The organism is Mucilaginibacter sp. (assembly GCF_028287845.1).
Taxonomy (GTDB): domain Bacteria; phylum Bacteroidota; class Bacteroidia; order Sphingobacteriales; family Sphingobacteriaceae; genus Mucilaginibacter.
Genome location: NZ_JAQBOW010000160.1, coordinates 1 through 25,633 on the forward strand (window position 1 = coordinate 1; position 25,633 = coordinate 25,633).

A 25,633-nucleotide genomic window follows, 5' to 3' on the forward strand; every position below is an offset into this window, starting at 1 on the left:
CGGGTATGGCCATTGGCACAAGAAATTTTAATCCGTTTTTGAAAGATTAACCTGACAGCGAAACCAGCTATTTTGAATTACCACCCCCAATTACTATTTTAACCCTGCAATAACAACTATAAAACAGCTTATGGCAGGTAGCGGTACAGAGCAGTTAAAACGGGTATTAAAACCTGTGCATTTATAGGCAATTGGGGTGGGGTTGGTAATATCCGGCGAGTACTTAAAATCGGACGGACAAGCTTAAATACCACCGTCTTAGTCATTGCCACGCCATTGGTCACAATTGGTTGATGAGTAGTATTTCTTACTTAAATATACAAGGGTAGTTTGCGTTATCGAATTCTTATTTTACTTTTGTAACGCTTTAGGTTTCTTAATGATAACAATCGTTAAGAATTAAAAGGGAATACAGTGTAAATCTGTAACTGTCCCGCAGCTGTAAGCTCCATAACCGTAGTCTATTCAATTAGTCACTATTCACTGCAAAGCGAATGGGAAGACAGGACGAAAGGGGAGTAAGTCAGAAGACCTGCCAGAGTACTATATTATTCACAGCTTTCGGGGATTGAAGCTTGGATGTGAGATGCTCTCTTTATATCGGTGTGTTTTCATTCCAATAATCTGTTCCTGTATGCTGTAAGGTTTACTTACATCGGCATGAAAAAAACAGTATTATATATTTTCGATCGTTTACGGCACCTGCCGGGATGCTTGATCGTATTGCTGCTTTTTATTTCATCAACTAACCTTTTTGCACAAACCGATACTACAAAAAAGCTAAAAGAGGTTACCGTAAATTCATCAACAGTACCTAAACTGCAGGTTATTGTTCCATCACAAACAATTTCGGCCAATGAATTTATCAAATACAATGCTTTTAATGTTGCAGATGCTATTCGCGATTTCTCGGGCGTTATTATTAAAGATTATGGCGGCATTGGGGGACTAAAAACAGTATCGGTTCGCGGGCTTGGAGCTAATCATACCTCTATATTGTATGACGGTGTGCAGATAAACGATGCCGAGAATGGCCAGGTTGACCTTGGCAAACTAAACTTAAATAATGTACAGGCTATTACCTTATATAACGGTCAGCCACCAAATATTCTCCAAACGGCAAGGGCGTTTGCGTCGGCCAGTGTGTTATCTATCGAAACTATAAAACCGCAATTAAATGCTGCCAAACCGTATTTAATTACAGCCGGTATTAAAGCAGGCAGTTTTGGGTTGGTAAACCCTTATCTGCAATGGCAGCAGCGGTTAAGTAATAACTGGTCATTTATTGTTAATGGTTATACCGAAAACGCCAATGGCCGTTATAAATATTTAATCAATAACGGCGCTACTACTTCCCAACAAACACGCATAGGATCAGACATCACCGCACAGCAGGTTGATGGTGCCTTATACTGGAATAAAACCGACAGCAATAAATTTAACCTGCATATTAACTATTATAATTCAGATCGTGGGTTACCGGGCGCGGTTATACTTTATACACCACCACCATCGGGCCAGCGATTATGGAACCGCGATCTGTTTATACAGACGGGATATAAGCATATATGGAAAGACGGATTTCAGTTACTGATTAATTCAAAATTCTCGCAAAACAACCTGCATTATTTCGACCCGCAATTTCCAAGCTCATCAGGTATACTCGACCAGCATTATATCCAACGGGAGTTTTATCAGTCGGCTGCTTTATCTTATCATTTCTTGCCGAATTGGGAGGTTTCTTATGCTACAGATCTATCCCTAAATAATGTGGATGCAGATATGCCTAACTTTCGTTTCCCAACCCGTGTAACATTGTTAAATGTACTGGCAACCAATTTAATCTTAGGCGATTTAACCTTGCAGGGAAACTTACTTAATACTAATATTAGCGAAACTGTTAGGACAGGTACAGCAAGTCCTAACAGAAATATCTTTTCGCCAACGGTTATGGCAACCATAAAACCATTTGAGGATAAAAATTTTCAGATAAGGGGCTTTTATAAATACATATTCCGTGTACCAACATTTAATGAACTGTATTATGGTTTTTCGCCCAATACAACCTTGAAACCAGAATATACTAATCAATACGATTTAGGCATATCATACACTAAAAGTTTAACGGGCTTGCTTGATTATGTTGCATTTACTACAGATGCTTATTACAATAACGTAACCAACAAAATTGTATTTATACCAAGCTTGTACAACGGCTCTACGCAAAACTTTGGTAAGGTTGATATTAAAGGATTAGATGTTGGTTTAAAAACACAAGCCAAGCTTTCGGCAGCATACAGGTTATCATTATCGGTTAATTATTCCTATCAGCATGCAATTAACATAACAGACCCTACATCCTCAACTTATCTTAATCAATTGCCTTACATCCCGGAAAATACGGTCGCTTTAAACGCGGGTATCAGTAGGGGGGGCTTAGGTATTTATTATAACCAGGTTTTTTCTTCGTCAAGATATTATGATAACGATAACAAGCCTGCCGACTATATGCCATTGTACGCTGTTAGCGATGCGTCAATAGTTTATAAAGGCGTATTTAATAATTGCCCGATAGTACTTTCGGCGGAAGTAAATAACCTATTCAACAAAAGCTATGTGGTAGTGCAAAGCTACCCTATGCCCGGGCGTTCATACAGAATTTCATTTCAAATAACTATATAACAATAAATCACATGAAACAGATTAAACTTAATTACCTATTTATCGCGTTAGCATTAGTAACAATACTTGCATCGTGCCATAAGGATAAGGTAAACCCCGTTATTGATACGCCAACAGCACAAAGAGCAGGCTTATATGTGTTGAACCAGGGCGGGTTCGGTATAAACAACAGCACCCTGACTTATTATGATTATACAACCAAGCTGTTGGTACCAGATCAGTTTACTGCGGCCAACACCACCAAATTGGGCGACACCGGTAATGATTTGGGCATATATGGCGCCAAAATGTTTATTGTGGTAAACAACTCTAACCTGGTAACAATTGTTAATGCTAAAACAGCAAAACTCATCAAATCTATTACCCTTACTCAGCCACGTAGCGTTACTTTTTATAAGAGCAATGCTTTTGTTACCTCCTATAACGGAACGGTATCTGTTATTGATACTACATCATTAACCATAACCAAAACTATTACTGTAGGCAGTGACCCTGAACAAATGGTAGTAGCAAATGGTAAATTGTATGTAGCAAATTCAGGTGGATTAGATCCAACTCCGGGTACAACCTTATCTGTAATTGACCTGACTACTTTGACAGAAACAAAAAAGATCACCGTTATTGCCGATCCGGTTTCGGTTACTACCGATACTTATGATAATGTATATGTGTTATCGCTGGGCAATTTCTTTGACGTGCCTGCCGGTATGACCGTAATTGATGATAAAACCGATCTTGTAAAATCAAAACCTACGGTAAACTTAGGGTTTAATGTGCCGATTTTTGTTTTGGGTGATTTTGTTTATTATCCAACTGCTGATAATAAAATAGCGGTATATAATGCTAAAACACAAACAGCATCTTCGGCAAATTTTATTACCGATGGTACGGTTATTACTGCACCTTATGCTATATCTGGCGATCCGTTAACCGGCGAAATATTTGTTACGGATGCTAAAGATTATTCATCAAACGGAACATTAACAGCTTTTGATAAAACCGGCAAAAAGGAATATTCGATAGTTGTGGGTATTAGCCCGGGCAAAATAGTGTTGGTAAATAAATAATATTGTTAGTATTTTAGTAGAAATATGTAATTTTACCATTATGTCATTAAACAAAATAAATACCCGCAACATTGTATTGGTCTTGGTAATACTTGCCATGGCAGCAATACGCCTGTTTACCTTAAAATACCAGGTTTGGAGTAATTTTACACCGGTTGGCGCCATAGCCATTTTTGGTGGCGTATATTTTAATGATAAATGGAAAGCGTATCTAATCGTACTATTGACATTTTTTGTGAGTGATGTTATCATTAATCATTCATACACGTCGCAATGGTCGTTGTGGAGCAGTTATACTTTTTGGAACTGTGTATGCTTTTCTATAATTGTATTTGTTGGTTCACAGATAAAAAAGCTGAATTTTGTTAGCGGATTAGTGATCTTATTAGTACCTGTAACTACACATTGGCTAATTATGGACCTTCCATGGATAAACGGCGCTTCATCGCTTTACCCTAACAGTTTATTAGGCTATTGGGAAGCTCTTGTGGCCGCTATACCATTTGAAAGAAATATGCTTTTAGGCGACGCTGTATTTGGCCTGGTATTGTTTGGCGGTTTTGAGCTTGCAAAAAGCAAATTCACCGTGTTGCGTACTAACAGAACAATAGCACTTTAAACTAAACTTATTATAATTAAAAAGCGGTCAGTTTATACTGATCGCTTTTTTTATGAAATTTGTGCTGATGAAAAAGATTGTTGTATTAACCGGCGCTGGTATTAGCGCCGAAAGCGGTTTAAGGACCTTCAGGGATAGCGATGGCCTTTGGGAGGGTTATGATGTACAAGAAGTGGCAACGCCCCAGGCATGGCAGCGCAACCCGCAACTGGTACAGGATTTTTATAATATGCGCCGTAAAGACGCTATGAATGCCAAACCCAATGCCGCGCATTATGCGTTAGCGGCGTTAGAGGAGCAATATGAAGTAACCATTATTACCCAAAATATTGATGACTTGCATGAAAGGGCAGGATCAACCAATGTTATGCATTTGCATGGTGTTATTACCCGGGCGCAATCCAGCTTAAACGCTGCCTTAACTTACCCAATGGAAGGTTGGGAAATTAAAATGGGCGAGGTGTGCGAATTAGGCTCACAATTGCGGGCGCACGTAGTTTGGTTTGGTGAGGATGTACCCATGATTGAACCATCAGCCCGGATATGCCAGCAAGCGGATATATTCATACTGGTGGGATCATCATTAGCCGTGTATCCCGCTGCCGGGTTGATCAATTATGTACCTAACCAGGTACCTAAATATATTGTTGATCCCAACATCCCGGATATAAATCGTTTAAATAGCATGATAAAGATAGAAGAGAAGGCAACCGTTGGCGTACCTGAGCTGGTGAAGCGGTTAATGGGGTCTTAAAAAAACGCTGCGAAGTGTTTCACAAAAATATGAAACACATGAAACACTTTTTTAGGTTAACTTATTGATATTTAGCAATTTAACAAAATGAGTGAAACACCATGAAACAGTACAAATACTTTAGGTAAACTATGTTAAATATCTTATAATAAACGCTTTATGCTGTTTTATCGATTTTTGCAAAATTGGGGTGAAACACCTGATGAAACACCTTTTTTTATTGTGGTGAAACACTTTGAAACACCAAAATCAGCAACTATTTTACAATTTTATAAATAGTTCCCTTTGTATTTCCCGGTGAGGTATCGGGTGTGGTTATCACATACATTTCGCCTGCAGGGTCCTCGCCCCAGCCGGTTATCTTTAAATTGGCCGGGTAGTTTTGCAGGGTAACTTTACCTCTTTGCCATGCTTCGCCGGTTTTTTGTATGTAGTATATCGGGCCGGTCCAGTCGGCAAAAAAGTATTTGCCTTTTATGGCCGGTAATTGCCTGCCGTTGTATACATATCCGCCAATAACACATACCCCATCACTATGCTTATACTGGGCAATTGGTTTTATTGTTCCGGTAAAATCACAGTTTAGTTTGGGGTTAAAGCAATGTGTGCCTTCGGTTATACGCCAGCCGTAGTTGCCGCCTTTTTCAATAATATCCATTTCTTCCCAGGTGCTCTCGCCAACATCGCAGGTAAATAGTTGCTTTGTCGCTTTATTGAAAGAAAACCGCCAGGGATTGCGCAGGCCATAGGCCCATATCTCGGGTTTGGTATCTGCTTTGCCAACAAATGGGTTATCCTTTGGTATGGTATAGGTCGAGTCGCTATTTACATTCAGGCGTAATATCTTGCCCAACAGGGTATTCATGTTTTGCCCGTTACCAATTGGGCCATGCTTATCGCCGCCACCACCGCCGTCGCCCATAGAAACGTATAAATAACCATCAGGGCCAAATCTTATACAGCCACCGTTGTTACCTTGTCCCGGTTCGTCGGCGCTAAATATAATTCGCCCGCTGTTGGGGTCTACTTTAGTTGAGTTACCGGATAATGTATATTCGGCCACCACATCTTTGTGATCTGATTTAGGCGCTACAGGAGGCGCGCAGTAAAAAACATACACTTTCCTATTGGTGATGAATTTAGGGCTTATAGTAAAGCCTAAAATGCCCCTAACGTCAAATCCCATGTTGACATTAACCAGCTTACTGGTGATATCCAATAATGGCGCGTCTGTTAGCTTGCCATCTTTTACCAGGCGGATCTTTCCGGTTTGCTCTGCTATCAAAATATCACCATTGCCGGGGAAGGCCATATCCAAAGGTGCCTGCAGATCAGACGTTACCTGCCGGGCGTTTAAATTTAATATCGGCGCTGTTACTTCATCATCAACTAACGGAGCTTTGTGAAAAATATAGGAGGGAAGTACCAGTACGGTCACAAACAGCGACAAAAAAACAGGTGCAAATAACAATGATTTGGTTAGGGTAATCTTCTTCATGAATTAATTGGCATTATAATTTGGTGCAGCCAATGTAGGTTTTTATTATGGTATTGGATGAGGGTAAACGCATTAAAATAACTCAAAGAGTATCGCATGTATTTAGGAGGCTCCGATGGAGCCAAAATTGGGTTTGTCTTGTCCTTCTATAAACAGGGCGCTCCTCCGGAGCCTATATTTGCTGAAACGAAGTGGGCATTTGACTCCAAAGAAGTCACCTGTTTATAGACATAAGCTATAAAGTTAGAAAGGCTCCATGGGAGCCTCCTAATGATAAGTGTAATTATTTTAATGCGTTTGACCTGGGTTGGCAAAATTAATATTATAAATTGTTGACTTTTTTAAGCATCTTGAGAAGATAAATAACAGCCTCTTTTTTTATGGAAAATCTTTACTTAAAACTATTGCAAGAGTTTGAGAAAACTGGGTTATCATCTAAAAAATCCATATCTAAATTTATGGAACAAAACTTTAAAAAACCTAAATCAAACAAGAAAAATGAATGGCAATCTGAAAACGCAGATGCGGATAGTTTTTTATTTGAGTGCAAAAATACAGGACATTTAAAGTTTGACGAAAGACAAAAAATATGATATAGAGTATAGTGATATAGATGCAGAAAGAAGATGGTACGATGTCGTTGATATCGATGCAAGGTTGACAGTTAAAGGAATGAATTTTTTAGAAAATCAAAAAACAAACAATAGATTAAAAGATAATGCTATTCGTCAAACATTTATATTGGCCTTGACTGCATTTATTACATCGGGGGCTTTGATAGTAGGGATATTAACTTTTACTTCTGATAGATCGAGTGTAGAATTACAATCGAAATTAAAACACCAAACCCAGCAATTAGATTCATTAAAAAAAGAAATAGTAAAAAGTAATGTTGAATTGTCTCAAGCGAGAGCGACTATAAAAAACCTTAACTAATCTCATCTTTGGGTGTGGGTTGTCCCCATATTTACCATAAAATAACTGCCAAATATAATTTTGTTTAGATATTTTAGAATTTATATAAATTTATTAATCAATAAGTTATATAACTTACCTCAACTAATAGTTATACCTAAAGTACGCGCTCTTAAAATCCTTAGCCATCTCTGCAAAACGGGCAGCTACTGCCTTTAAAAACTCCTCATCAAGCAATTCAAATACACTGTTAACGCCTTCGGTCAGGTCCATTTCGGCTATTTTATAACTTTGCTCTAATACGCCTTTCTCTATTTTTACAATGAATTTTTGGTTCATGTTAAAGATGGATATCTTAAATTCAGGGTGTGGTAATTCTGCTATTATTCTCATTTTGTAAAAGTAAATTGTTTAAATCATTCAACGGGTTCTTCCCTTTTATGGTACCAAAAGCAGCCACCGGTTTAAACCTGGCAAAAAGCTCTTCCTTGTACCAATTTTCAGTACGTGTTTTCTTAATAACCTCACTATGCTGGCGCGATTGGTAGGCAAAAGCTTTAACATCATCCAAACTTTCCCACACAGAAAACGTAGCCTGCCGATATACCGGTGCTTCGCCAATGCCAAATGAAGCCACATAGCCCTTCGCTGTGGCCATTAAATCCGCAACGTCGTCCACATTACCCCAAAAGCTTTTAAGTTTGTTAAAACGAATGGTAGCGCGTGTAAGCACCGCAACCGGGCCAATATAGTCGGCTACGTTAGGCGCGCCAAAGGGTTCTTTGCCATCCCATTTACCGTGACTTTGTAAGGGTTCGCAAAGTATTGTCCATTGCTCGGTTCGAAATAATTTCCACCAGGATGCAATGAATGAATGGTTATAGAATTTATCAAATGCTTCTTGGTTATCCCAAACAGCCAGCAGTCCCCATTGTTGCCAGTCGGGTTGCAGGTCAAAGGTTCCGTTTTGACCGCTGCCTAATAACTTCCAGAACGTACATCCTTTTTGCAACCGCATAGACAAACGGTGTATAGCCATTGCCAGCAGCGCGAAAGGGATGAGCAATTTTGGATAACGAACTATGGTGAGGCTAACTATCATTGAAGTACTAAATAAAAGATTTAATATGATATTTGCCTTATTTAGTTTTAATAGTTAGGGCAGACGCATTAAATTTCTTTGCCCTCTTTTCCGCGAAGCGAAGAAGGAGAGGGCCGACCAGCTAGTTTAGTTGGGGTGAGTAATCGCCACCGGGGCATTGGCGGTAATGTCGCTTTATTTACTCACCCGATCATCGCTAAGTCGCTCGATCACCCTCTCTTCGCCGTCGGCGGAAAGAGGGTTATTTTATTATTTTGAATTATCCCAACCCTCTTTCCGCGAAGCGAAGAGAGGGTTGACCAGCATAGCGTAGTCGGGGTGAGTAATCGCCACCGTGCATTAGCGGTAATGTCGCCTTATTTAGTACTCACCCGATCATCGCTAAGTCGCTCGATCATCCTCCTCTTCCGCAAGCGGTAAAGAGGGTTGGGATGGTAAATCTTTTTTAGTGCGTCTGCCTTGTTTCAATAGTACACACTTACCTTTGTTATATGGCAGAAGATTTAACAATTATCACATCAGCAGATAAAGAAGAGCAATACAGATCACTTATACCACAGATAGAAGCATTACTGTATGGCGAGACCTATCTAATTGCTAATATGGCAAATATATGCGCTGCCTTAAAGGAACAGTTTAGGTGGCTATGGGTAGGATTTTATTTGGTTAAGGATGGCGAACTGGTATTGGCGCCCTTCCAGGGGCCGGTTGCCTGTACACGTATTGCCAAGGGTAAAGGTGTTTGCGGCGCGGCATGGGAGCAGGCTAAAACATTAATTGTACCCAATGTTGATGAGTTTCCCGGGCATATTGCGTGCAGCTCGGCATCACGGTCGGAAATTGTTTTGCCGTTATTTTACAACAATGAAGTGGTTGGCGTGTTAGATGTTGACAGCGAAAATTTAGCCCAGTTTGACAATATCGATGCTAAATACCTTGAACAGATTATAGGGCTGATCAACTTTAATGAGTAAGATATATTTAATAGCCGGATTAGGCGCCGATACCCGCCTTTTTAATAATATTGATCTGCATGACCGTGATGTAGTCCCTATAGACTGGATAGAACCCAATAAAAGTGATACTTTAAGTACTTATGCGCAAAGACTTATATATCAATATAATATAGTTGCAAATTCTGTTGTAATTGGCGTTTCATTGGGCGGTATACTTGCTATTGAAATTGCTAAATTGGTGCCGCTAAATAAAGTGATCCTGATATCAAGTATTAAGACAATTGATGAAGCTCCACTGTATTTTAAGCTATTTAAAACCTTGCCTGCTTATAAATTAGTGCCTGGTAGGTTAATGGCTAATTTAGGTTTACTTATAAAGCCGGTATTTGGCAATATGTCTACACAGGACGCGTGGTTATTTAATGATATGCTGAAAAAATCATCCCCTGTATTTATAAAATGGGCGATGGCTGCTGTCCTTCATTGGAAAAACACGACAGTACCTCCCAATGTGCATCACATAGTGGGAGATAAGGACCTGGTATTTAATTATAAAAGAATAAAAAACGCTACGGTGATTAAAGGCGGAACCCATATTATGGTATTTGATAAAGCAAAGCAGATAAACAAATTATTGAAAAGTATTTTAAAGAAAAAATGAAACTGCCCGAAAGTTTTTACCGGCGCAATGATGTAGTGACCATTAGTCGTGAGCTGTTGGGCAAATATTTATTTACCTGTATTAATGGTTTAGTTACAGGTGGATATATTGTTGAAACAGAAGCTTATAATGGTATTATTGATAAAGCTGCACATAGTTACGATAACCGTTTAACTCCCCGAACTAAAACCATGTATATGCATGGTGGGATAGCCTATGTGTACCTATGTTATGGCATACATGAAATGTTTAATGTGGTAACGGCTGTTGAGGGCGAGCCCAAGGCTATTTTAATCCGGGCGATACAACCAACCGAAGGGTTGGATATTATGCTTGACCGGCGCAAAATGACTATTGTTAAACCTAACCTAACTTCGGGGCCCGGATCTGTAGCAAGGGCTTTAGGTATATCACGCGATATAAACGCAATCAGCTTATTAAGCGATACATTATGGATAGAGGACCGGGGTATGGTCATCCCCGACGAAAATATCGCTGCAGTGCCCCGGATAGGGGTAGCTTATGCAGGGGAGGACGCGCTATTGCCTTACCGGTTTTATATAAAAGGAAATATATACGTAAGCAAACCGAACAAATAAACTAATTACATTCAATTTAAGCCTGTTTTTAATGCGGAAGTATTCTTTAACGCTGAAAGATTAAAAGTTGTTTACAGGACATAATTCGGGCCTTGAATTCAATTTTAATCGCGGGCAATAATAACGGGCCGCTTATCCCGGTGATGTTTACTGATGATTTTAAAACGGATATAAAGCAAAATTGCAGATACCATTAAACCTAATACCAGGCCGTACCATACACCTGCAATACCCCAGTGTAAGTGTATCCCCCAAAAATAACCTAACGGTAAGCCAATTACCCAATATGCTAAAAAAGTAATTACTGTAGGCACATTAACATCGCCCATGCCCCTTAAAATACCCAGACCAACCACCTGGGTTCCATCAAATAATTGAAACATGGCAGCAAGTATAAGTAACTGAGCTGCAATAAGTATGACTTGGTTATCTGAAGTATATATCCAGGGTAAAGCGTGATTGCCAACCGTAAATATAAGCGCGGTTATGCACATAAACACAATTACCACATGGTAGCTTGCCGCGGCTGATAACCGCAAATTTTTATGATCTTTTGCCCCGAAATAATTACCCGACTTGATTGCTGCCGCCGCTGATAATCCGCTCGACATCATGTAGGTTATCGATGCCAGGTTAATTGCAATTTGATGTGCCGCGAGCTGAACCAATCCTATACTTCCAATAATAACGGCTGCCCCGCTAAAGGCGCTCACTTCAAATCCGTATTGCAACGCAACAGGCGCGCCAATACCCAGAATTTTTAAACTGCGCACCCGGTCGATATTTTTTAATGCAAAGCCTTTTAAGTATTGTTTAAAATTGTTTGATCTGAATATATATATGCCCATCACCAAAGCCATTGTACAACGATCTATCAAAGTACTGTAGCCAACGCCCATAATCCCCATAGGATGAATGCCAAACAGGCCCTTTACAAAAGTTATCCCCAAGCATATATTAAGCACATTACCCCATATAGAAATAAGCATAGCTTGTTTGGTAAAGCCTAAACCTTCTGCAAACTGTTTAAAGGTATTAAATACCAGCATGGGTATAATGGAAAGGGCCAGTAACAATAAAAATGGCTTTGCCTGTCGCACAACTTCAGGCGACTGATGCAGATGATCTAAAAAGAAAATTGATCCCAGGGAAACTATGGCAAACAACGCTATCCCGCTCAGCACGTTAATAAATAAACTATTGGATAACAACTGTCCGCATTCTGCAAATTCTTTGCGCCCGTTGTTTTGCGCTATTAGTGGTGTAGAGCCGTAGGATATGCCAATACCTATCACCAACGGCACCACAAATATGCTTGTAGCTAATGATACTGCAGCTAAACTAACAGTTCCGGCAAAGTGTCCAACTATAATAGTATCAGATGTTTGTACTAAAGTATGACCCAGCTGAGATATAACAACCGGGATAGCGAGTTTTAAATTGTCACCATAATAGGATCGGTATTTATTGTAGGTAGCTCTCATGGGTTAGTGAATACTATGGCTATTAAGCAGCCGTATAATATTCTTCTTTTTCTGTTGTGTGAATGCGGATAACACCCGAAAGTACCATGTTCACCAGTATTCGCTGAGCGGCACGACGACCAACCTTTATTAAATCGCAATATTCTTTTACGGTAATACGATTGGTTTTTTCAAGATATTCCAGTAATGATTTTTCTTTTGAAGAATATTCAATTAATACACCGTTAGTATTAGCCGATCGTTTAAGTACATCAACAACAATTTTACTGGCCAACACACTTTTATCTTTAACACGTACATAAACCCACCATTTACCGTCTTCTGACAATGCATAGTGAGGTTTAAGCAGGCTTTCGGGAGTATCAACTACCAGTACCAGCTTATCATCAACATATACCTCTTCAAATATAGGTTCAAGGGCGGGCCTGGCAAACAGATGCGCGGCCCTGGTTATCATATACCGTTCTTCATCTTCAGATTTTACGCCTTTTATGGTGCCATCGTCAGCAACGCCTATTAATAAACGGCCACCTTTATTATTGGCAAATGATACCATTGTCCGCGCTATTTTTTCGCAACTGGTAATGGTTTTTTTAAAATCAAGTGTTACGCCCTCGCCTTCAAAAATTTGCTTTTTTATGTTCATCTTCTTCCTCGTTAGGCACCTGGTAAGGCGTAAATATTTCCATCCATCTGTCTGGACGGGTTATTTCTGTAAATCCAAATTGGCTATATAATCCATGGGCATCAGCGGTGGCTAACGACCATCGCCTTAATCCCTGCAATTCAGGATGCCCGGTAATGGTTTGTATCAACCATTTTGATAAACTTTTGTTTCTAAATTCAGGCAGGATAAATACATCACAAATATAGGCAAAAGTGGCCTTATCGGTAACAACACGTGCAAAGCCGGCTTGTGTTTGATGATGATAAATACCAAAGCATAAGGAGTTTCCAATGGCTATTTTAAGCTTTTCTACAGGTATTCCTTTTGCCCAATACGACTCCTTATCCAAGTAATTATAGATAGCTTCAAAATCAAGCAAGCTTTTATCTGTCGATATAGAAAATCCTTTTTTTAGGAAGGCATCATCATTTATAAATACTTTCATCACTTACAAATTTTCTTTAAAATTGACGTTTCGCAAATAGATCTCGTTCATCAGGGTTACACATATTTCACCATTGGTATTATAAATATCAATAGGATGCGACTTTGTGTATTTCCCGCCGGTATTTAAAACATGTTCGGCCTCGGCAATATCATCATCGCTTAAACTGATATAAAAATACAATTTAGTTAGCGCCGGCTTAATAAACCGGATCTCTGATGATTTTGACCAGGCAATTACATTATAACCCTTATGACTAAATAATTGGTGAAAAAGCAATGGATAAAATGGATCTGCAGCCGAAAATATGGTGCCGCCGAATATTGCATTATTATAATTTTTATTAAAAATACTCTTGTTGATCTTCACCTTTACGCCCTTAAACCCTTTATCAATTTTAACTACCCAAATACGCTGAAAGAAAAGAGGAGGGTAGAAGCGCATTCCCCATTTTGATAAACTCTCTGATACCACCATAACGGCTAAATATCAGAAATTTAAACCGAATACAATTAAACAGATAATTGATTTTTCAACTTTGGTATATGTAAATCGCTCACACTTAATTTTATAGAAGAAATAATTTAAACAATACCACCTAACATGGGTTATAAATGTAAGTTAACATATTAACACATTTACTTACCAAAATATCTATGAAAAAAAATATTTTAAATTTTGCGCTTGTCATGGTAATGATTGGCACAATTGCAGCAGGCTGCAGTTCAAAAAAGAAAACGAGTGGTTCTGATTCAACATCAACCGATACTGCTAAAATGACAAAACCCGATACCATGAAAAAAGATACTGGTAAAATGGGTACTAAGGATACGACCAAGAAACCAGTGATGTAGCATTACTTTAAGGAGGGCCTGATTTGATTGGGCCTTTGTTAAAAGTTTGACTAAACTTTGCCCTTTAGCGTAGCTAAAGAATAAAAACTATCGCGCCAGTATATCCCGCCTTGCTTAATTGTTAAGATCGCGGCTTTTAATATAATATAAGCCATCAAAAAACCTGCAAAAGGTATCATTAACGCATACCACCATTTATTGGCTGGCACCATTATCATATAGGTTACCTGGCCTAGTAATATCAGGGTCGGCAGTATAAAAATATAGCCACAGCCTCCAATTAACATAATCGGTATAGGTAACGCTATGCATATCAAAACGGCAACTGCCTGTAAAATTGCTATACCAAGCTTATAATCAGCTACTGAAAATGAATTTTTCATTAGCCCATTTATAAATTGCTGAAGGTTTTTGTACCATTCCAGGCAAATATATTGCCGGCCAGACAGTATATCTTGCCGCAAACCGGCCGATTTAATCAAATTACCAAGTTTAAGGTCATCATCTGGTCGTAGTTTGATGGCCGTATGTGTGCCGGCTTTTTCATAAGCATCACGTTTTACAAGATTAAATGCGCCAATGCCAACTGATGCTTTTGATTTAGGATTTTTGGCATTCCACGGTCGCATATATAACATAAGCATCAGGTAAAATGTTGCCAATACGCTGTTTAAAACGACAGATCTTGATCGGGTGTCGGGCGAAATGGCTAAATGATCTAATCTATGCCTGATAGCGTATCCAATGGCTTTATTTATAGCATCCGGATGAAATACAATGTCAGCATCAGTAAAAAGAATCCATTCTTCTGTGCTATTAAGATAACCCTGGTACAACGCATTGTTTTTGCCCAGCCAGCCATCGGGTAATTCAGTTATTGTTGTAACGGTAAGTTGCTTATAGCGGAAAGTGAAATCTTTCAATATATCCGCTGTACGGTCTGTAGACCGGTCATTCACCACAAGTATTCGATAGTTGGCATACTTAATATTACAAACGCTCTGTAAAGCTGCAGCCAGATCGTCTTCTTCATTACGGACCGCGATTATAATTACTAATGCCGGTTCTTTATTGGAAATTGGCTGTACATTTAATTGCTTGATCTTCCTGAAATTAATAAGTAAGTAAGCAATAAGCAGTAACCAGGCAATACTTATAAATAAGCTATATAAAAGAAACATTTGTTGAAGATATGGGATGAACATGTATTGTCCAAAACAAAATGTGTTTTATATCATGATAATTTTGAACATTACAAAGGAATATATTACTTGATGAAATAGTGTAAAAATGTGTTGGCTGCCCAGTCAATCAAAGTGTGTGCGATGATAAGCGGCTTTAGGTTGCCGTATCTATTGTAGTGGACCGCCATAATTGTCCCACCTAAAAATGTAAAGACGAACTCGCGCGGACTATTGTAAGTATAATGCATCCCTGAAAATAACAAAGCCGAAATTACAATCGGAATATATTGATTTTTAAATAATAGCGATAAACGGGTTAGGATATAACCCCTGAAAATTATTTCTTCGGTAACGCCCGCTGTAATAGATATAAATGCAATTAAAAAGTAGCGACCAGTTATGAAGCGGGAAATTTGGCGGAGGATCTCTTTATTTTGATGATACCCCAACAATGTTGTGATATCTGCTATTAAATTAGCCGCTAAGATTAATAAAAAAAGAAAGACGGTCCATAATAAAATGAATTTTATGCCCGATTGCTTTTCTTTCCAAATTAATAGGGGTTGGTTTTCAAATTGCGCTGCAAACCACCATAAAAAAACAATCTCTGCCCAATAAATAAGTCGCGTATAGATCACCCCGTTCAAAACACTTAAATGCGCCCTAAGTAGAATGGTGTAAAGTACCAATGAGAATACAGTAGCTATAAGTATACCTGCAATGATTACTATTTTTGATGGTTTAGTTGTTGTTACCTGCTCTAGCAAAACTTGGGCGTTTTTTTGGAAAGATAGTGTTAAATCAATTAATTAAAAATTGCAGGTCAACAAGTTTATACAGATTTGTTATTGACAATTACCGGGTCCATTAATAAAACTAATTATTATTTGGTGGAGATGAGCAATTGTTCATATTCAATACGTCTCATAATTAACATTATGTTAAGTAGTATTGCCTTTTAAAAGCCTGCTCAATCAAAGCAGGCTTTTAGTATTCTCCTATTATTATTTAATAGCGTCTATTTTTTTCTGAGTTTCTGTGGCCTGAGCAGGATTTTTAGTGCCCAAATAGTATGTTTTTAAATTAGCCAAAGCATCAACTGATGTTGGATTTAACTCAACTGCTTTTAATAAATATGGTTTAGCTAATTCAAACTGTGCAGTTGCTTTTATAATTGCAGCATCATACTCTTTTTGTTTGTTTACAGGTAATTGATTAGCGGCATTATATTGATCAATTGCAGGGCTCAGCATAACATATCCTAAATTTAAATTGGCTTCAAAATAGCCGGGGTCAATTTCTATGGCTTTTTTGTAAAAATCAGCAGCTTTTCCAAAATAGTCAGCTCTTTTAGCTTGTAAAGTAGCTTTTGTGGCTGCGTCCTTAGTTTTGGCAATTTCTTTTGCAACACCTTCGGCAAATAGTCCGTTTGTTAAACCTGCATAATAATACAGCATTTTGTTTTTAGGATCATTAACAATTGCACTCTGTATTTTACTAAGTACTTCTTGTTGTTTGCCTGTTTGCAAGCTTATTTCAATTTCTCTTTTACGTAAATCAGCGTTGGTAGGATATTTCTGTATACCTTCTCCCGTAATTTTTAATGCTGCTGAAGTATCTTTCTGTGTTAAATAAATAGACGAAAGTTCAAAATATATAGCAGGTTTTTGTGAAAATTTGGTTGTAAGCAGTTTGGTGTAATTACTAACAGCCTCCGGATATTTTCCTGATGAAGCTGCAGAAAGACCGGTATAATAAATAGCATTAGTATCCTCAGGTAGCGTTTGGCGATAATAATCAAATGAACTATAAGCCAAGTCATATTTTTTTTGCTTAAATTCTTTTACACCCTTGTTTAATTGGTATTGGGCAAGGGTAACATGTGCATCGTCAATTATCTTCTTGTATTCAACTTTTGTATCTAACTCTTTAGCTTTTTTTAAAGCTTCGTCGGCAGTTGCAAATAAAGGAGCTGTTCTGGATACCGAAGTATCAGCAAGCGCTAATGATGCATAAATAGCTCCCTTTAAGGCATACGTTTCCGGAAGTCCGGATGTTTTTGCATTTCCAGCGGCATTATCAATTGATTTTTTAGCCGAAGCCAGGCTGGCATTAGCTAACATGGCTCCTGCTCCTGATCTGCTCAGTGTTGAGTATTTATCATACGATTCCTTCGCATCCTTTAATTCGCCTTTTTGCGCAAATGCTGTTGCTGTAACTAAGCCCAACAGGCCTGCTATCAAAAATTTAATTCTCATGGTTAGTTTTATTGATTTGTTAACTGTTTTAGTTTGTTATTTATATTATTCAATTGGTCTTTATTACCGGTTTGTGCATAAATAAGCTGCAAAATTTCTAAACACTTAATATTATTAGGTGATATTTCATTTGCTTTTTCTATCCATTGCCGGGCATAGCTTATGTTTTTTTCTTTATCGCCCTCTTTCAGGGTACTTTTCTTTAAATAAAGCAAACCCAAATCAAATATAGGGTCGTAAGCCGAACTATTTAAATCTATTACGTGCAAATAAAGCGATTCTGCTTTATCATATTGATATAAATGTTCGTAACAATTTGCTGCTACAAACACAATATCGGGGTTATTTATATTAATATCAAGCAATTTGGTCAATAATGGTGCTAATGATTTATAATCTTTCTTGTTATTATAAATATTAGCCTCATCAAGTAGTAAAAATTTATCTGCAGGTAATAGTTTTCTCCCTTTTTTTAATACATCAATAGCTTTACTGGTATCTCCTATTGCTTTATAAATAGCAGATGCAGCTTCAATATAGGCTGTTTTTGTGCTATCGGTTTTAATTAGGTTATCGTAGTATTTTGCAGCAGCTTCTAAATTACCTAATTTATTATAGGTATAGGCTATATAAGCATTTAGGGGCTTAAACGAGGGTACATATCTATGTGCTCTTAAAAAAACATATTCGGCATTGGAATAATCAGAGTTGTTTATATAGGCAAATCCCTTGCGTATATAAACATTTGCCAAACATTGCCTGGCAAAATCCATTTCGGGCTGGTATTTATATATCTTTTTCCTGGTATTCAGTAAATCTAACAGCGCGACAGTTTTGCTGAAAAAATCAGCAGGCTGATTAAGTTTATTTAACGAATCAATATATAAAATACTGGAGTTTACCACAACCCGGTAAACATTCTTCTCCAGGTTTGTAGAGTCTGGGCTTACCTTTATCAGGCTATCAATTGTTTTTTTGGCATTGCTTAAATATTTAAGCTCATTTTTTTGCTTGTAAAACGCCAAACTATTAACTACACCTTTTAGCACTTCTGTTTGGCAAAAGGCAAAAGATGTAGTTAGTAATATTATTGAAACCGATAATATAATTTTACGGCCCTTCATTGTTTTTATTCAGTTATATCGCCCGGTGATGTTGGTTCAGCATCAGCATCCGGTGTTGATCCGGCAGTTGAATCGGGTGTTGATTCTTCATCAGAATTTTCAACAGCACCTTCTTCGGCTTCTACATCTTCCTCATTATCATGCTCAATTTTAGCTACTGATGCTATTTCGTCATTACCTTTAAGCGTTATTAGTCTCACTCCCTGCGTTGCACGGCCCATGGTTCTTAATTCGCTAACTGCAATACGGATAATTACACCTGATTTATTAATAATCATCAGGTCCTCATTATCTGTAACACCTTTTATAGCTACCAGCTCGCCTGTTTTTTCAGTAACGTTAAGTGTTTTAACGCCCTTACCGCCACGATTAGTTACACGATAATCATCAATATCAGTACGTTTACCATAACCTTTTTCAGACACCACTAATACGGTAGTTTCTGGGTTATCAATACTTATCATACCTACTACTTCATCGTTGTCACTATCAAGTGTAATACCTCTTACACCGGTAGCTGTACGGCCCATTGGCCTAACTTTAGCTTCGTTGAAGCGTATTGCCCTGCCTGATTTTAAGGCCATTACAATCTCACTTGAACCGCTGGTTAAGTTTGCTTCTAACAGTGAATCACCATCGTTAACATTTATAGCATTGATACCATTTGCACGCGGACGAGAATAGGCTTCTAACGACGTTTTCTTGATCACACCTTTCTTGGTACACATTATTATAAAGTTGTTCTCCAGGTACTCTTTATCTTTTAAGTTAACAACCTTAATATAAGCTTTAATGTTTTCTTCCTTAGGTATATTAATGATATTCTGAATAGCACGACCCTTTGATGTACGCGATCCTTCCGGAATTTCGAACACCCTTAACCAGAAACATTGCCCCGACTCGGTAAAGAACAACATGTAGTTGTGGTTAGACGCGATAAGCAGGTGTTCAATAAAATCCGCATCACGACTGTTACTGCCTATTGATCCTTTACCACCCCTGCCCTGCCTGCGATATTCTGTAAGCGGTGTGCGTTTAATATAACCTTCGCGTGAAATTGTAATTACAACATCCTCATCCTCAATAAAATCCTCGGTTTGCATTTCTGCGGATGAGTGTACCATTTCGGTTTTGCGCTCATCACCATATTTCTCTTTTATCTCAATCAGCTCGTCTTTGATGATCTGCATTCTTAAACCTTCATCAGCCAAGATTGAGTTTAAATGATCTATCAGTTTCATCAAACCTTCATACTCATCTTTTATCTTATCACGTTCAAGTCCGGTTAACCTTCTTAGGGTCATATCCAGGATTGCGCGGGCTTGTATATCGCTTAAGCCAAACTGTGTAATTAAACCTTCGCGGGCCTCGTCAGGAGTTTGTGATGCGCGGATCAATTTAATTACCTCATCCAAATGATCTAAAGCGATCAATAAACCTTCTAAAACGTGCGCGCGTTTTTGGGCTTCGGCCAGTTCAAATTTTGTACGGCGCACAACCACCTCATGCCTGTGCTCAACAAAATGATGTATCAGATCCCTTAGGTTCAACATCATTGGCCTGCCATGCACCAGCGCAATATTATTTACGCTGAATGATGTTTGCAGCGCGGTGTATTTAAACAGGTTGTTCAATACGATGGCTGCGTTAGCCTCGCGTTTTATTTCATAAACAATACGTATGCCTTCACGGTTAGATTCATCACGAATGGCAGATATACCTTCCAGTTTTTTATCGTTAACCAAATCGGCAGTACGCTCAATCATTAGTCCTTTATTTACCTGGTAAGGTATTTCGGTTACTATGATACGCTCGCGGTCGCTGCCATGGGTTTCAATTTCGGCACGGGCTCTTAGCACAACACGGCCACGACCGGTCTCTAAAGCCTCGCGCGGGCCTTCAAAGCCATAGATAATACCGCCTGTAGGAAAATCGGGACCCTTAACATGCTTCATTAACTCACTAACTTCAATATCCCTGTTGTCTATTAAAGCCATAGTGGCATCAATTACTTCTGATAAGTTGTGAGGTGCCATGTTAGTGGCCATACCTACGGCAATACCAGATGCACCGTTAACCAATAAATTAGGGAACCTTGCCGGTAAAACTGTTGGCTCTTGCAAAGAGTCGTCAAAGTTTAGTTGGAAATCAATAGTATCTTTATTGATATCAGCCAGCATTTCTTCGGCTATCTTTTCCAACCTTGCCTCGGTATAACGCATTGCCGCCGGATTATCACCATCTATCGAGCCATAGTTACCCTGGCCCTCAACTAACGGATAGCGTAAGCTCCACTCCTGCGCCATACGCACCATAGTATCGTATACAGAAGCATCACCATGCGGGTGATATTTACCCATCACCTCCCCTACAATACGGGCAGATTTTTTATAAGGTTTATTGTTATTTAAACCCAGATCGAGCATGCCGAAAAGCACACGCCTGTGTACGGGTTTTAATCCGTCGCGGACATCCGGTAATGCCCTGGAAACGATAACCGACATTGAATAATCAATGTATGCCGATCGCATTTCCTCATCAATATTTATTGAAATTATCTTGTCTTCTTTGTGTGGATTATCGTTCTCTGTTCCTTCAGCCATTTTTATTTATTTGTGGTATTTCGCTTAATAATTGATCGTAATAAACAGGTTTTTTATTTGACTTGCGAAGTTAAGAAAATAGTTGATTTATCGCACCCGTTTTGTAACAAAATAGGTGCGATAATGACAGTAAAATATCCACATTTTGCTACTTACCAACTGTATACAACGTTATGCCCGCCACAGTAGGTTGTTTGTTACACCAATTGGTGTAACAAAATGTAACAAGTGAAACAAGATTTCGACTTAAATTATTGTTTATGAGATAATTGTGAAAAAGTGATGTAACAAAATGTAACAACGTATAAGTCAGTAAAAACGAGCATATATCTTACGTTTAAAACTGATAATCAACACATTGCAAATTGGGTAATTTACAGGTGGTGAAACAACATTTTTAGCCGAAATTAAAATACAGATCAGGGTTTTATTTTCTTCCAATAATCTTCTACCCTTGCGCCATTTGGCAATGTCGCGTTTAAAAACAGGGTGTCGTCTTTTACCCGGTACGCATATCGAACAACAACCCCCACCATTTCTTGCGATTGCAGGCAGTAGGTTTGGGTCTCTAAACACGTATCGCCTTTTAGCGAATAATTGCCGGCTTCATATTTCACCGGCTTTTCGCCTTTTTCTAACAGATAGGCCTCGAAGGCTTTATCGGTATATTTTCTTTGTTGCGAATATCCTTTAGGTGCCGGGGATATTTTGTTATTGATTTTACCGCCGCGATATTCCCAGGTGCCTTTAAGCGTATTATCTTGTTGAGATGAAGATAATACCAGCATTGCCAGTAATGAAAACATTAGCTTTTGCATACCTATACCCAATCAATACCTTTTTTTAATAAAGACAAAGTTTTCTCTTCTTCGCTGCCCGGTTTTGGCTGATAATTATATAGCCATTTGGCAGTTGGCGGCAGGCTCATCAATATAGATTCTATCCGGCCATTTGTTTCCAGGCCAAATTTAGTACCGGCATCATAAACCAGGTTAAACTCGGCATAACGGCTGCGGCGCTGGTATTGCCATTGCTGTTGGTCGGCGGTAAAGGTTTCTTGTTTGTGGCGATTAGTCAGTTCGGTATAAATCGGAATAAATGAACGGCCCAAAGCTTTAGAAAATTCAAAAATATTCTCCCAACTCATATCATCGGTGGCTGTTAAGCGATCATAAAATATGCCGCCTATTCCGCGGGTTTCGTCGCGGTGTTTTATGAAAAAATAATCATCGGCCCATTTCTTGAAACGTGTATAGTACTCGTCGTTAAATTTATCGCAGACAGCTTTTAAACTACTATGGAAGTATTTGGCATCATCTTCAACAATATAATGCGGTGTAAGGTCTATACCCCCACCAAACCAGCGTACAGGTTCCTTCCCTTCACCAAATGACGAAGGCATTTCGAAATAACGGATATTCATGTGGATGATAGGCACTAACGGATGATTAGGATGGATCACAATAGACACACCGGTAGCAAAGAAATCATCACTATCTATCTTCAGGCTCTTTTTGATAGCTTCGGGTAATTGCCCTTCAACGGCAGAAAAGTTTACACCGCCTTTTTCAAATATATTGCCATTCTGGATAACCCGGGTACGGCCACCGCCGCCACCTTCACGCTCCCATTTTTCTTCTTCAAATTTTGCTTTACCGTCTACCAGCTCCAATGCCCGGCATATTTCATCCTGGATGGTCTGGTAATCGGCAGCTATTTGTTCTTTGTTAATCATTGGTGCAAAAATGCGTAAAGATTTGACAACTTTTTAAAAGTTGTCAAATCTAATATAAACTGTTAGTCCGGATTTATAATCCCGGACTAAATTACACGGGGATTTGCAATCCCCATATAAACAAAAATCATTCAAGGATAAACAATCCCCGTACCCAAATCCTCTATCAACGTTACCGACAACAAAGCATTATACTCACCGCTATATTGCGCTGCCGAACTCAATACATAATCCTCGGCCCTAAAAACCATACCGGCTTCAACGGGATTTTGATGAATATAATTGATCTTTTGTTCGATAAATTTAAATGTGCTTAGTTCGATAGGATGCGAGCCTTCCTGCCAAAATTGATGATCTTTAATTTTAGGATTGAATTTTCCGGCATAAACAAAATGTCGCAACAACCAATCTCTGCGGCTTTCGGCAATTTCGTTTATAGATTGGACGATCTTTTTCGATGTAAACTTTTTAAAATCGCGCATCACATCCGATAGTCTGTTTGTTCCTGGTTCAACGGCTGCCACCATGTGCAAATGGCTCGGCATTAAACACCAGGCATAGATAATAAGGCCTTTGTGTTGCTGGCAATATTTTAAAGAGTCTATCAGGTCAAGGCAGAGTTCTTTGCGGGTAAAAACGTCCACCCAATCAACTACTGTTAACGTTAAAAAGTAAAGCTCGTCATCAGAAGTGATACGATATTTAAAACCCATAACTAAATATAGATACTTTGTATTTGGAATGCAAATATTGCATACGCGGATTGCAAATCCGCACCTAATTTAGTCCGGGATTATAAATCCGGACTAACGTGGTTTCTAAATAAAACTTCATAATTAAAACTTTGCTAACAGTTGTACATATTCAATATATTACACAACTTGCTTAAAATATCCATCTTTTTAACGCCCATTACAGCAAACATGAAAACAGTATTTGACAAAATGACAAGGGATGAATTGATCAGCAGGATCGATACGATTAACGAAAATAGTAAGAATGAGTGGGGCAAAATGAATGTGTACCAGGCGCTGAAGCATTGCACACTGTGGGACGAATGGGTGCAAAGTGATAATAACAACAAACAGGTATTTATTGGCCGTTTGTTTGGGAGAATGGCTTTAAAAAAAATATTGAAGAATGATGCCCCTTTGGCACGAAATACGCCCACACTTCGTGAGTTTAAAGTAAAAGAAACCAACGGCGATATTGCATCAGAAAAAAAGAAGTGGATTGCCCTGATCAACGAATACGCTCATTTCTCGAACTCGGGTTTCGTCCATCCTTTCTTCGGAAAAATGACAAAAGAACAGGTCGGGCAAATGGCTTATAAACATGCCGACCACCATTTGCGGCAATTTAATGGGTAGATGTGTTGGCAATCCCCATACTCAAACTAATACTTAGTGAATTTGGGATACGCGGATTGCAAATCCGCACCTAATTTAGTCCGGGATTATAAATCCGGACTAACGTGAGATTATTGAGTGTCATATTACCCATTCATTGCATGAGTGATCAATATAAAACTAAAGCCTTGAGCGATTCGCACAGGGCCTTGCTTTACGTCGTCATATTCAAACCATCTTCCTCTTCAATGTAATCCAAATCTTTATGGAATGACTCTTTTAACTGGCTCAAGGCAAATAATGCTATGGCGGTAAGCACAAACATTACGATATAACCGCTTTGTATCATGCCGTAATGTATTACGCACATATTAAATAAGGCGTTTACCGGTATTAATGATCCTCTTACAAAATTAGGCACCGTTGTAGTAACGGTCGACCGTATATTGGTACCAAACTGCTCGGACGCGATGGTGACAAATGTTGCCCAATAGCCTACAGCAAAACCCATAAACAGGCAAAGCCATATAAATTGGGTTGTGGTAATTCCTTTTGCATTGAGGTAAAGTACAACGCTCACTACAGAGAGTAGCAAAAACACCAGCATGGTAGTTTTACGTGATTTGGTTAACTGCGCCAGTAAACCCGCAAATATGCCACCAACGGATATACCCACATAAGTATACAAAATACCGTCACCTGCGCTAAGCGGAACTTTGGCACCCAAAGCCTTCCCAAACTCGGGCGACTGAGTAACCAGTACACCTACCACGTACCATAACGGCGCGCCAATTAATATGCAATACAGGTATTTTAAAAAACGTTTACCGTTATTAAATAACATTAATATATTCCCTTTTGATACGTTGCTGTCTTTAATATTTTTAAACATACCCGATTCAAAAGTACCCATCCGTAATAACAGCAGCACAATTCCTAATCCACCGCCTACATAGTAAGCTGTGCGCCAGTCGTACTTACCAACCCAGGCAGCGGCTACCGCACCTAAAAGGCCTATCATAGCTACAATTGTGGTACCGTATCCCCTACGCTCTTTGCTTAGTGTTTCGCTAACCA

27 protein-coding genes and 1 riboswitch are annotated in these 25,633 nt (G+C 38.8%); of the genes, 11 read left to right on the forward strand and 16 right to left on the reverse strand.

Annotated elements, in window-relative coordinates; translation table 11 throughout:
• The first annotated feature begins 352 nt into the window (after window positions 1-352).
• Window positions 353-555, forward strand: a riboswitch (cobalamin riboswitch).
• Window positions 556-660: 105 nt separating this feature from the next.
• The 4 genes from JWP71_RS15810 to JWP71_RS15825 all read left to right on the forward strand — a co-directional run bounded on the left by JWP71_RS15810 (window position 661) and on the right by JWP71_RS15825 (window position 5,122).
• Entirely contained in the window at window positions 661-2,682 is a 2,022-nt protein-coding gene (locus tag JWP71_RS15810; RefSeq protein ID WP_299501914.1) for a TonB-dependent receptor, read from the forward strand.
• 11 nt (window positions 2,683-2,693) lie between these two features.
• Window positions 2,694-3,749 carry a DUF5074 domain-containing protein gene (locus JWP71_RS15815; RefSeq protein WP_299501916.1) on the forward strand — a complete coding sequence of 352 codons (1,056 nt, stop codon included), beginning with the start codon at window positions 2,694-2,696 and terminating at the stop codon, window positions 3,747-3,749.
• Window positions 3,750-3,789: 40 nt separating this feature from the next.
• Window positions 3,790-4,368, forward strand: coding sequence for a DUF6580 family putative transport protein (locus JWP71_RS15820; RefSeq protein WP_299501918.1), 579 nt, complete (start codon window positions 3,790-3,792; stop codon window positions 4,366-4,368).
• Between the two features lie 67 nt (window positions 4,369-4,435).
• A complete protein-coding gene (locus tag JWP71_RS15825; RefSeq protein WP_299501920.1) occupies window positions 4,436-5,122 on the forward strand; it encodes an NAD-dependent deacylase in 687 nt (228 codons plus the stop codon).
• Between the two features lie 256 nt (window positions 5,123-5,378).
• Here JWP71_RS15825 and JWP71_RS15830 read toward each other — a convergent pair whose 3' ends face one another.
• Entirely contained in the window at window positions 5,379-6,620 is a 1,242-nt protein-coding gene (locus JWP71_RS15830) for a PQQ-dependent sugar dehydrogenase (RefSeq protein ID WP_299501923.1), read from the reverse strand.
• Window positions 6,621-7,000: 380 nt separating this feature from the next.
• Between JWP71_RS15830 and JWP71_RS15835 the strand changes: the two genes are divergently transcribed.
• Both JWP71_RS15835 and JWP71_RS15840 read left to right on the forward strand, forming a co-directional pair.
• Entirely contained in the window at window positions 7,001-7,213 is a 213-nt protein-coding gene (locus JWP71_RS15835) for a hypothetical protein (RefSeq protein WP_299501925.1), read from the forward strand.
• Window positions 7,191-7,556, forward strand: a complete 366-nt coding sequence (locus JWP71_RS15840) for a hypothetical protein (RefSeq protein ID WP_299501927.1) — start codon at window positions 7,191-7,193, stop codon at window positions 7,554-7,556. Before JWP71_RS15835 ends, JWP71_RS15840 begins: the two co-directional genes overlap by 23 nt.
• A 123-nt stretch (window positions 7,557-7,679) precedes the next feature.
• Here JWP71_RS15840 and JWP71_RS15845 read toward each other — a convergent pair whose 3' ends face one another.
• Window positions 7,680-7,928 carry a hypothetical protein gene (locus tag JWP71_RS15845; protein WP_299501929.1) on the reverse strand — a complete coding sequence of 83 codons (249 nt, stop codon included), beginning with the start codon at window positions 7,926-7,928 and terminating at the stop codon, window positions 7,680-7,682.
• On the reverse strand, window positions 7,897-8,637 hold the full coding sequence (locus JWP71_RS15850) for a DUF3291 domain-containing protein (RefSeq protein WP_299501931.1): 741 nt from the start codon (window positions 8,635-8,637) through the stop codon (window positions 7,897-7,899). Before JWP71_RS15850 ends, JWP71_RS15845 begins: the two co-directional genes overlap by 32 nt.
• Window positions 8,638-9,128: 491 nt before the next feature.
• On the opposite strand from JWP71_RS15850, the gene JWP71_RS15855 reads away from it, so the two are divergent.
• From JWP71_RS15855 to JWP71_RS15865, 3 genes are read left to right on the forward strand one after another with little or no spacing between them, the layout of a single operon-like run.
• On the forward strand, window positions 9,129-9,611 hold the full coding sequence (locus tag JWP71_RS15855) for a GAF domain-containing protein (RefSeq protein ID WP_299501933.1): 483 nt from the start codon (window positions 9,129-9,131) through the stop codon (window positions 9,609-9,611).
• A complete protein-coding gene (locus JWP71_RS15860; RefSeq protein ID WP_299501935.1) occupies window positions 9,604-10,254 on the forward strand; it encodes an alpha/beta hydrolase in 651 nt (216 codons plus the stop codon). Before JWP71_RS15855 ends, JWP71_RS15860 begins: the two co-directional genes overlap by 8 nt.
• A complete protein-coding gene (locus tag JWP71_RS15865; protein ID WP_299501936.1) occupies window positions 10,251-10,853 on the forward strand; it encodes a DNA-3-methyladenine glycosylase in 603 nt (200 codons plus the stop codon). Before JWP71_RS15860 ends, JWP71_RS15865 begins: the two co-directional genes overlap by 4 nt.
• Before the next feature lie 104 nt (window positions 10,854-10,957).
• On the opposite strand, the gene JWP71_RS15870 is transcribed toward JWP71_RS15865, so the two are convergent.
• Genes JWP71_RS15870 through JWP71_RS15885 form a run of 4 tightly spaced genes read right to left on the reverse strand, consistent with a single transcriptional unit; the run spans window position 10,958 to window position 13,926 of the window.
• Window positions 10,958-12,337, reverse strand: coding sequence for an MATE family efflux transporter (locus JWP71_RS15870; RefSeq protein WP_299501938.1), 1,380 nt, complete (start codon window positions 12,335-12,337; stop codon window positions 10,958-10,960).
• Between the two features lie 22 nt (window positions 12,338-12,359).
• A complete protein-coding gene (locus JWP71_RS15875) occupies window positions 12,360-12,983 on the reverse strand; it encodes an ATP-binding protein (protein ID WP_299501941.1) in 624 nt (207 codons plus the stop codon).
• Window positions 12,958-13,449, reverse strand: a complete 492-nt coding sequence (locus JWP71_RS15880) for a GNAT family N-acetyltransferase (protein WP_299501943.1) — start codon at window positions 13,447-13,449, stop codon at window positions 12,958-12,960. Before JWP71_RS15880 ends, JWP71_RS15875 begins: the two co-directional genes overlap by 26 nt.
• Window positions 13,450-13,452: 3 nt before the next feature.
• The gene (locus tag JWP71_RS15885) at window positions 13,453-13,926 is read right to left on the reverse strand and encodes a DUF4442 domain-containing protein (RefSeq protein ID WP_299501945.1); all 474 of its coding nucleotides are present in this window, start codon (window positions 13,924-13,926) and stop codon (window positions 13,453-13,455) included.
• Window positions 13,927-14,105: 179 nt separating this feature from the next.
• Between JWP71_RS15885 and JWP71_RS15890 the strand changes: the two genes are divergently transcribed.
• Complete coding sequence (locus JWP71_RS15890) at window positions 14,106-14,303, forward strand: hypothetical protein (RefSeq protein ID WP_299501947.1); 198 nt, start codon at window positions 14,106-14,108, stop codon at window positions 14,301-14,303.
• Window positions 14,304-14,353: 50 nt separating this feature from the next.
• On the opposite strand, the gene JWP71_RS15895 is transcribed toward JWP71_RS15890, so the two are convergent.
• From JWP71_RS15895 to JWP71_RS15930, 8 genes are all read right to left on the reverse strand, one after another.
• The gene (locus tag JWP71_RS15895) at window positions 14,354-15,484 is read right to left on the reverse strand and encodes a glycosyltransferase family 2 protein (protein WP_299501950.1); all 1,131 of its coding nucleotides are present in this window, start codon (window positions 15,482-15,484) and stop codon (window positions 14,354-14,356) included.
• 86 nt (window positions 15,485-15,570) lie between these two features.
• Window positions 15,571-16,254, reverse strand: coding sequence for a type II CAAX endopeptidase family protein (locus JWP71_RS15900; RefSeq protein ID WP_299501952.1), 684 nt, complete (start codon window positions 16,252-16,254; stop codon window positions 15,571-15,573).
• 237 nt (window positions 16,255-16,491) lie between these two features.
• Entirely contained in the window at window positions 16,492-17,745 is a 1,254-nt protein-coding gene (locus JWP71_RS15905) for a hypothetical protein (protein WP_299501954.1), read from the reverse strand.
• An 8-nt stretch (window positions 17,746-17,753) separates the two neighbouring features.
• Window positions 17,754-18,869 carry a hypothetical protein gene (locus tag JWP71_RS15910; protein WP_299501956.1) on the reverse strand — a complete coding sequence of 372 codons (1,116 nt, stop codon included), beginning with the start codon at window positions 18,867-18,869 and terminating at the stop codon, window positions 17,754-17,756.
• 5 nt (window positions 18,870-18,874) lie between these two features.
• Window positions 18,875-21,472, reverse strand: a complete 2,598-nt coding sequence (gene gyrA, locus JWP71_RS15915) for a DNA gyrase subunit A (protein ID WP_299501958.1) — start codon at window positions 21,470-21,472, stop codon at window positions 18,875-18,877.
• 419 nt (window positions 21,473-21,891) lie between these two features.
• Complete coding sequence (locus JWP71_RS15920; RefSeq protein WP_299501960.1) at window positions 21,892-22,290, reverse strand: hypothetical protein; 399 nt, start codon at window positions 22,288-22,290, stop codon at window positions 21,892-21,894.
• A 2-nt stretch (window positions 22,291-22,292) separates the two neighbouring features.
• A complete protein-coding gene (gene hemF, locus JWP71_RS15925; protein ID WP_299501963.1) occupies window positions 22,293-23,207 on the reverse strand; it encodes an oxygen-dependent coproporphyrinogen oxidase in 915 nt (304 codons plus the stop codon).
• A 131-nt stretch (window positions 23,208-23,338) separates the two neighbouring features.
• A complete protein-coding gene (locus JWP71_RS15930) occupies window positions 23,339-23,920 on the reverse strand; it encodes a transposase (protein WP_299501966.1) in 582 nt (193 codons plus the stop codon).
• Window positions 23,921-24,130: 210 nt separating this feature from the next.
• Between JWP71_RS15930 and JWP71_RS15935 the strand changes: the two genes are divergently transcribed.
• Window positions 24,131-24,577: a DUF1569 domain-containing protein gene (locus JWP71_RS15935; protein WP_299501968.1), complete on the forward strand. Its 447-nt coding sequence runs from the start codon at window positions 24,131-24,133 to the stop codon at window positions 24,575-24,577.
• Between the two features lie 193 nt (window positions 24,578-24,770).
• Here JWP71_RS15935 and JWP71_RS15940 read toward each other — a convergent pair.
• The coding region (locus tag JWP71_RS15940; RefSeq protein ID WP_299501970.1) for an MFS transporter at window positions 24,771-25,633 on the reverse strand (863 nt) is incomplete at its 5' end.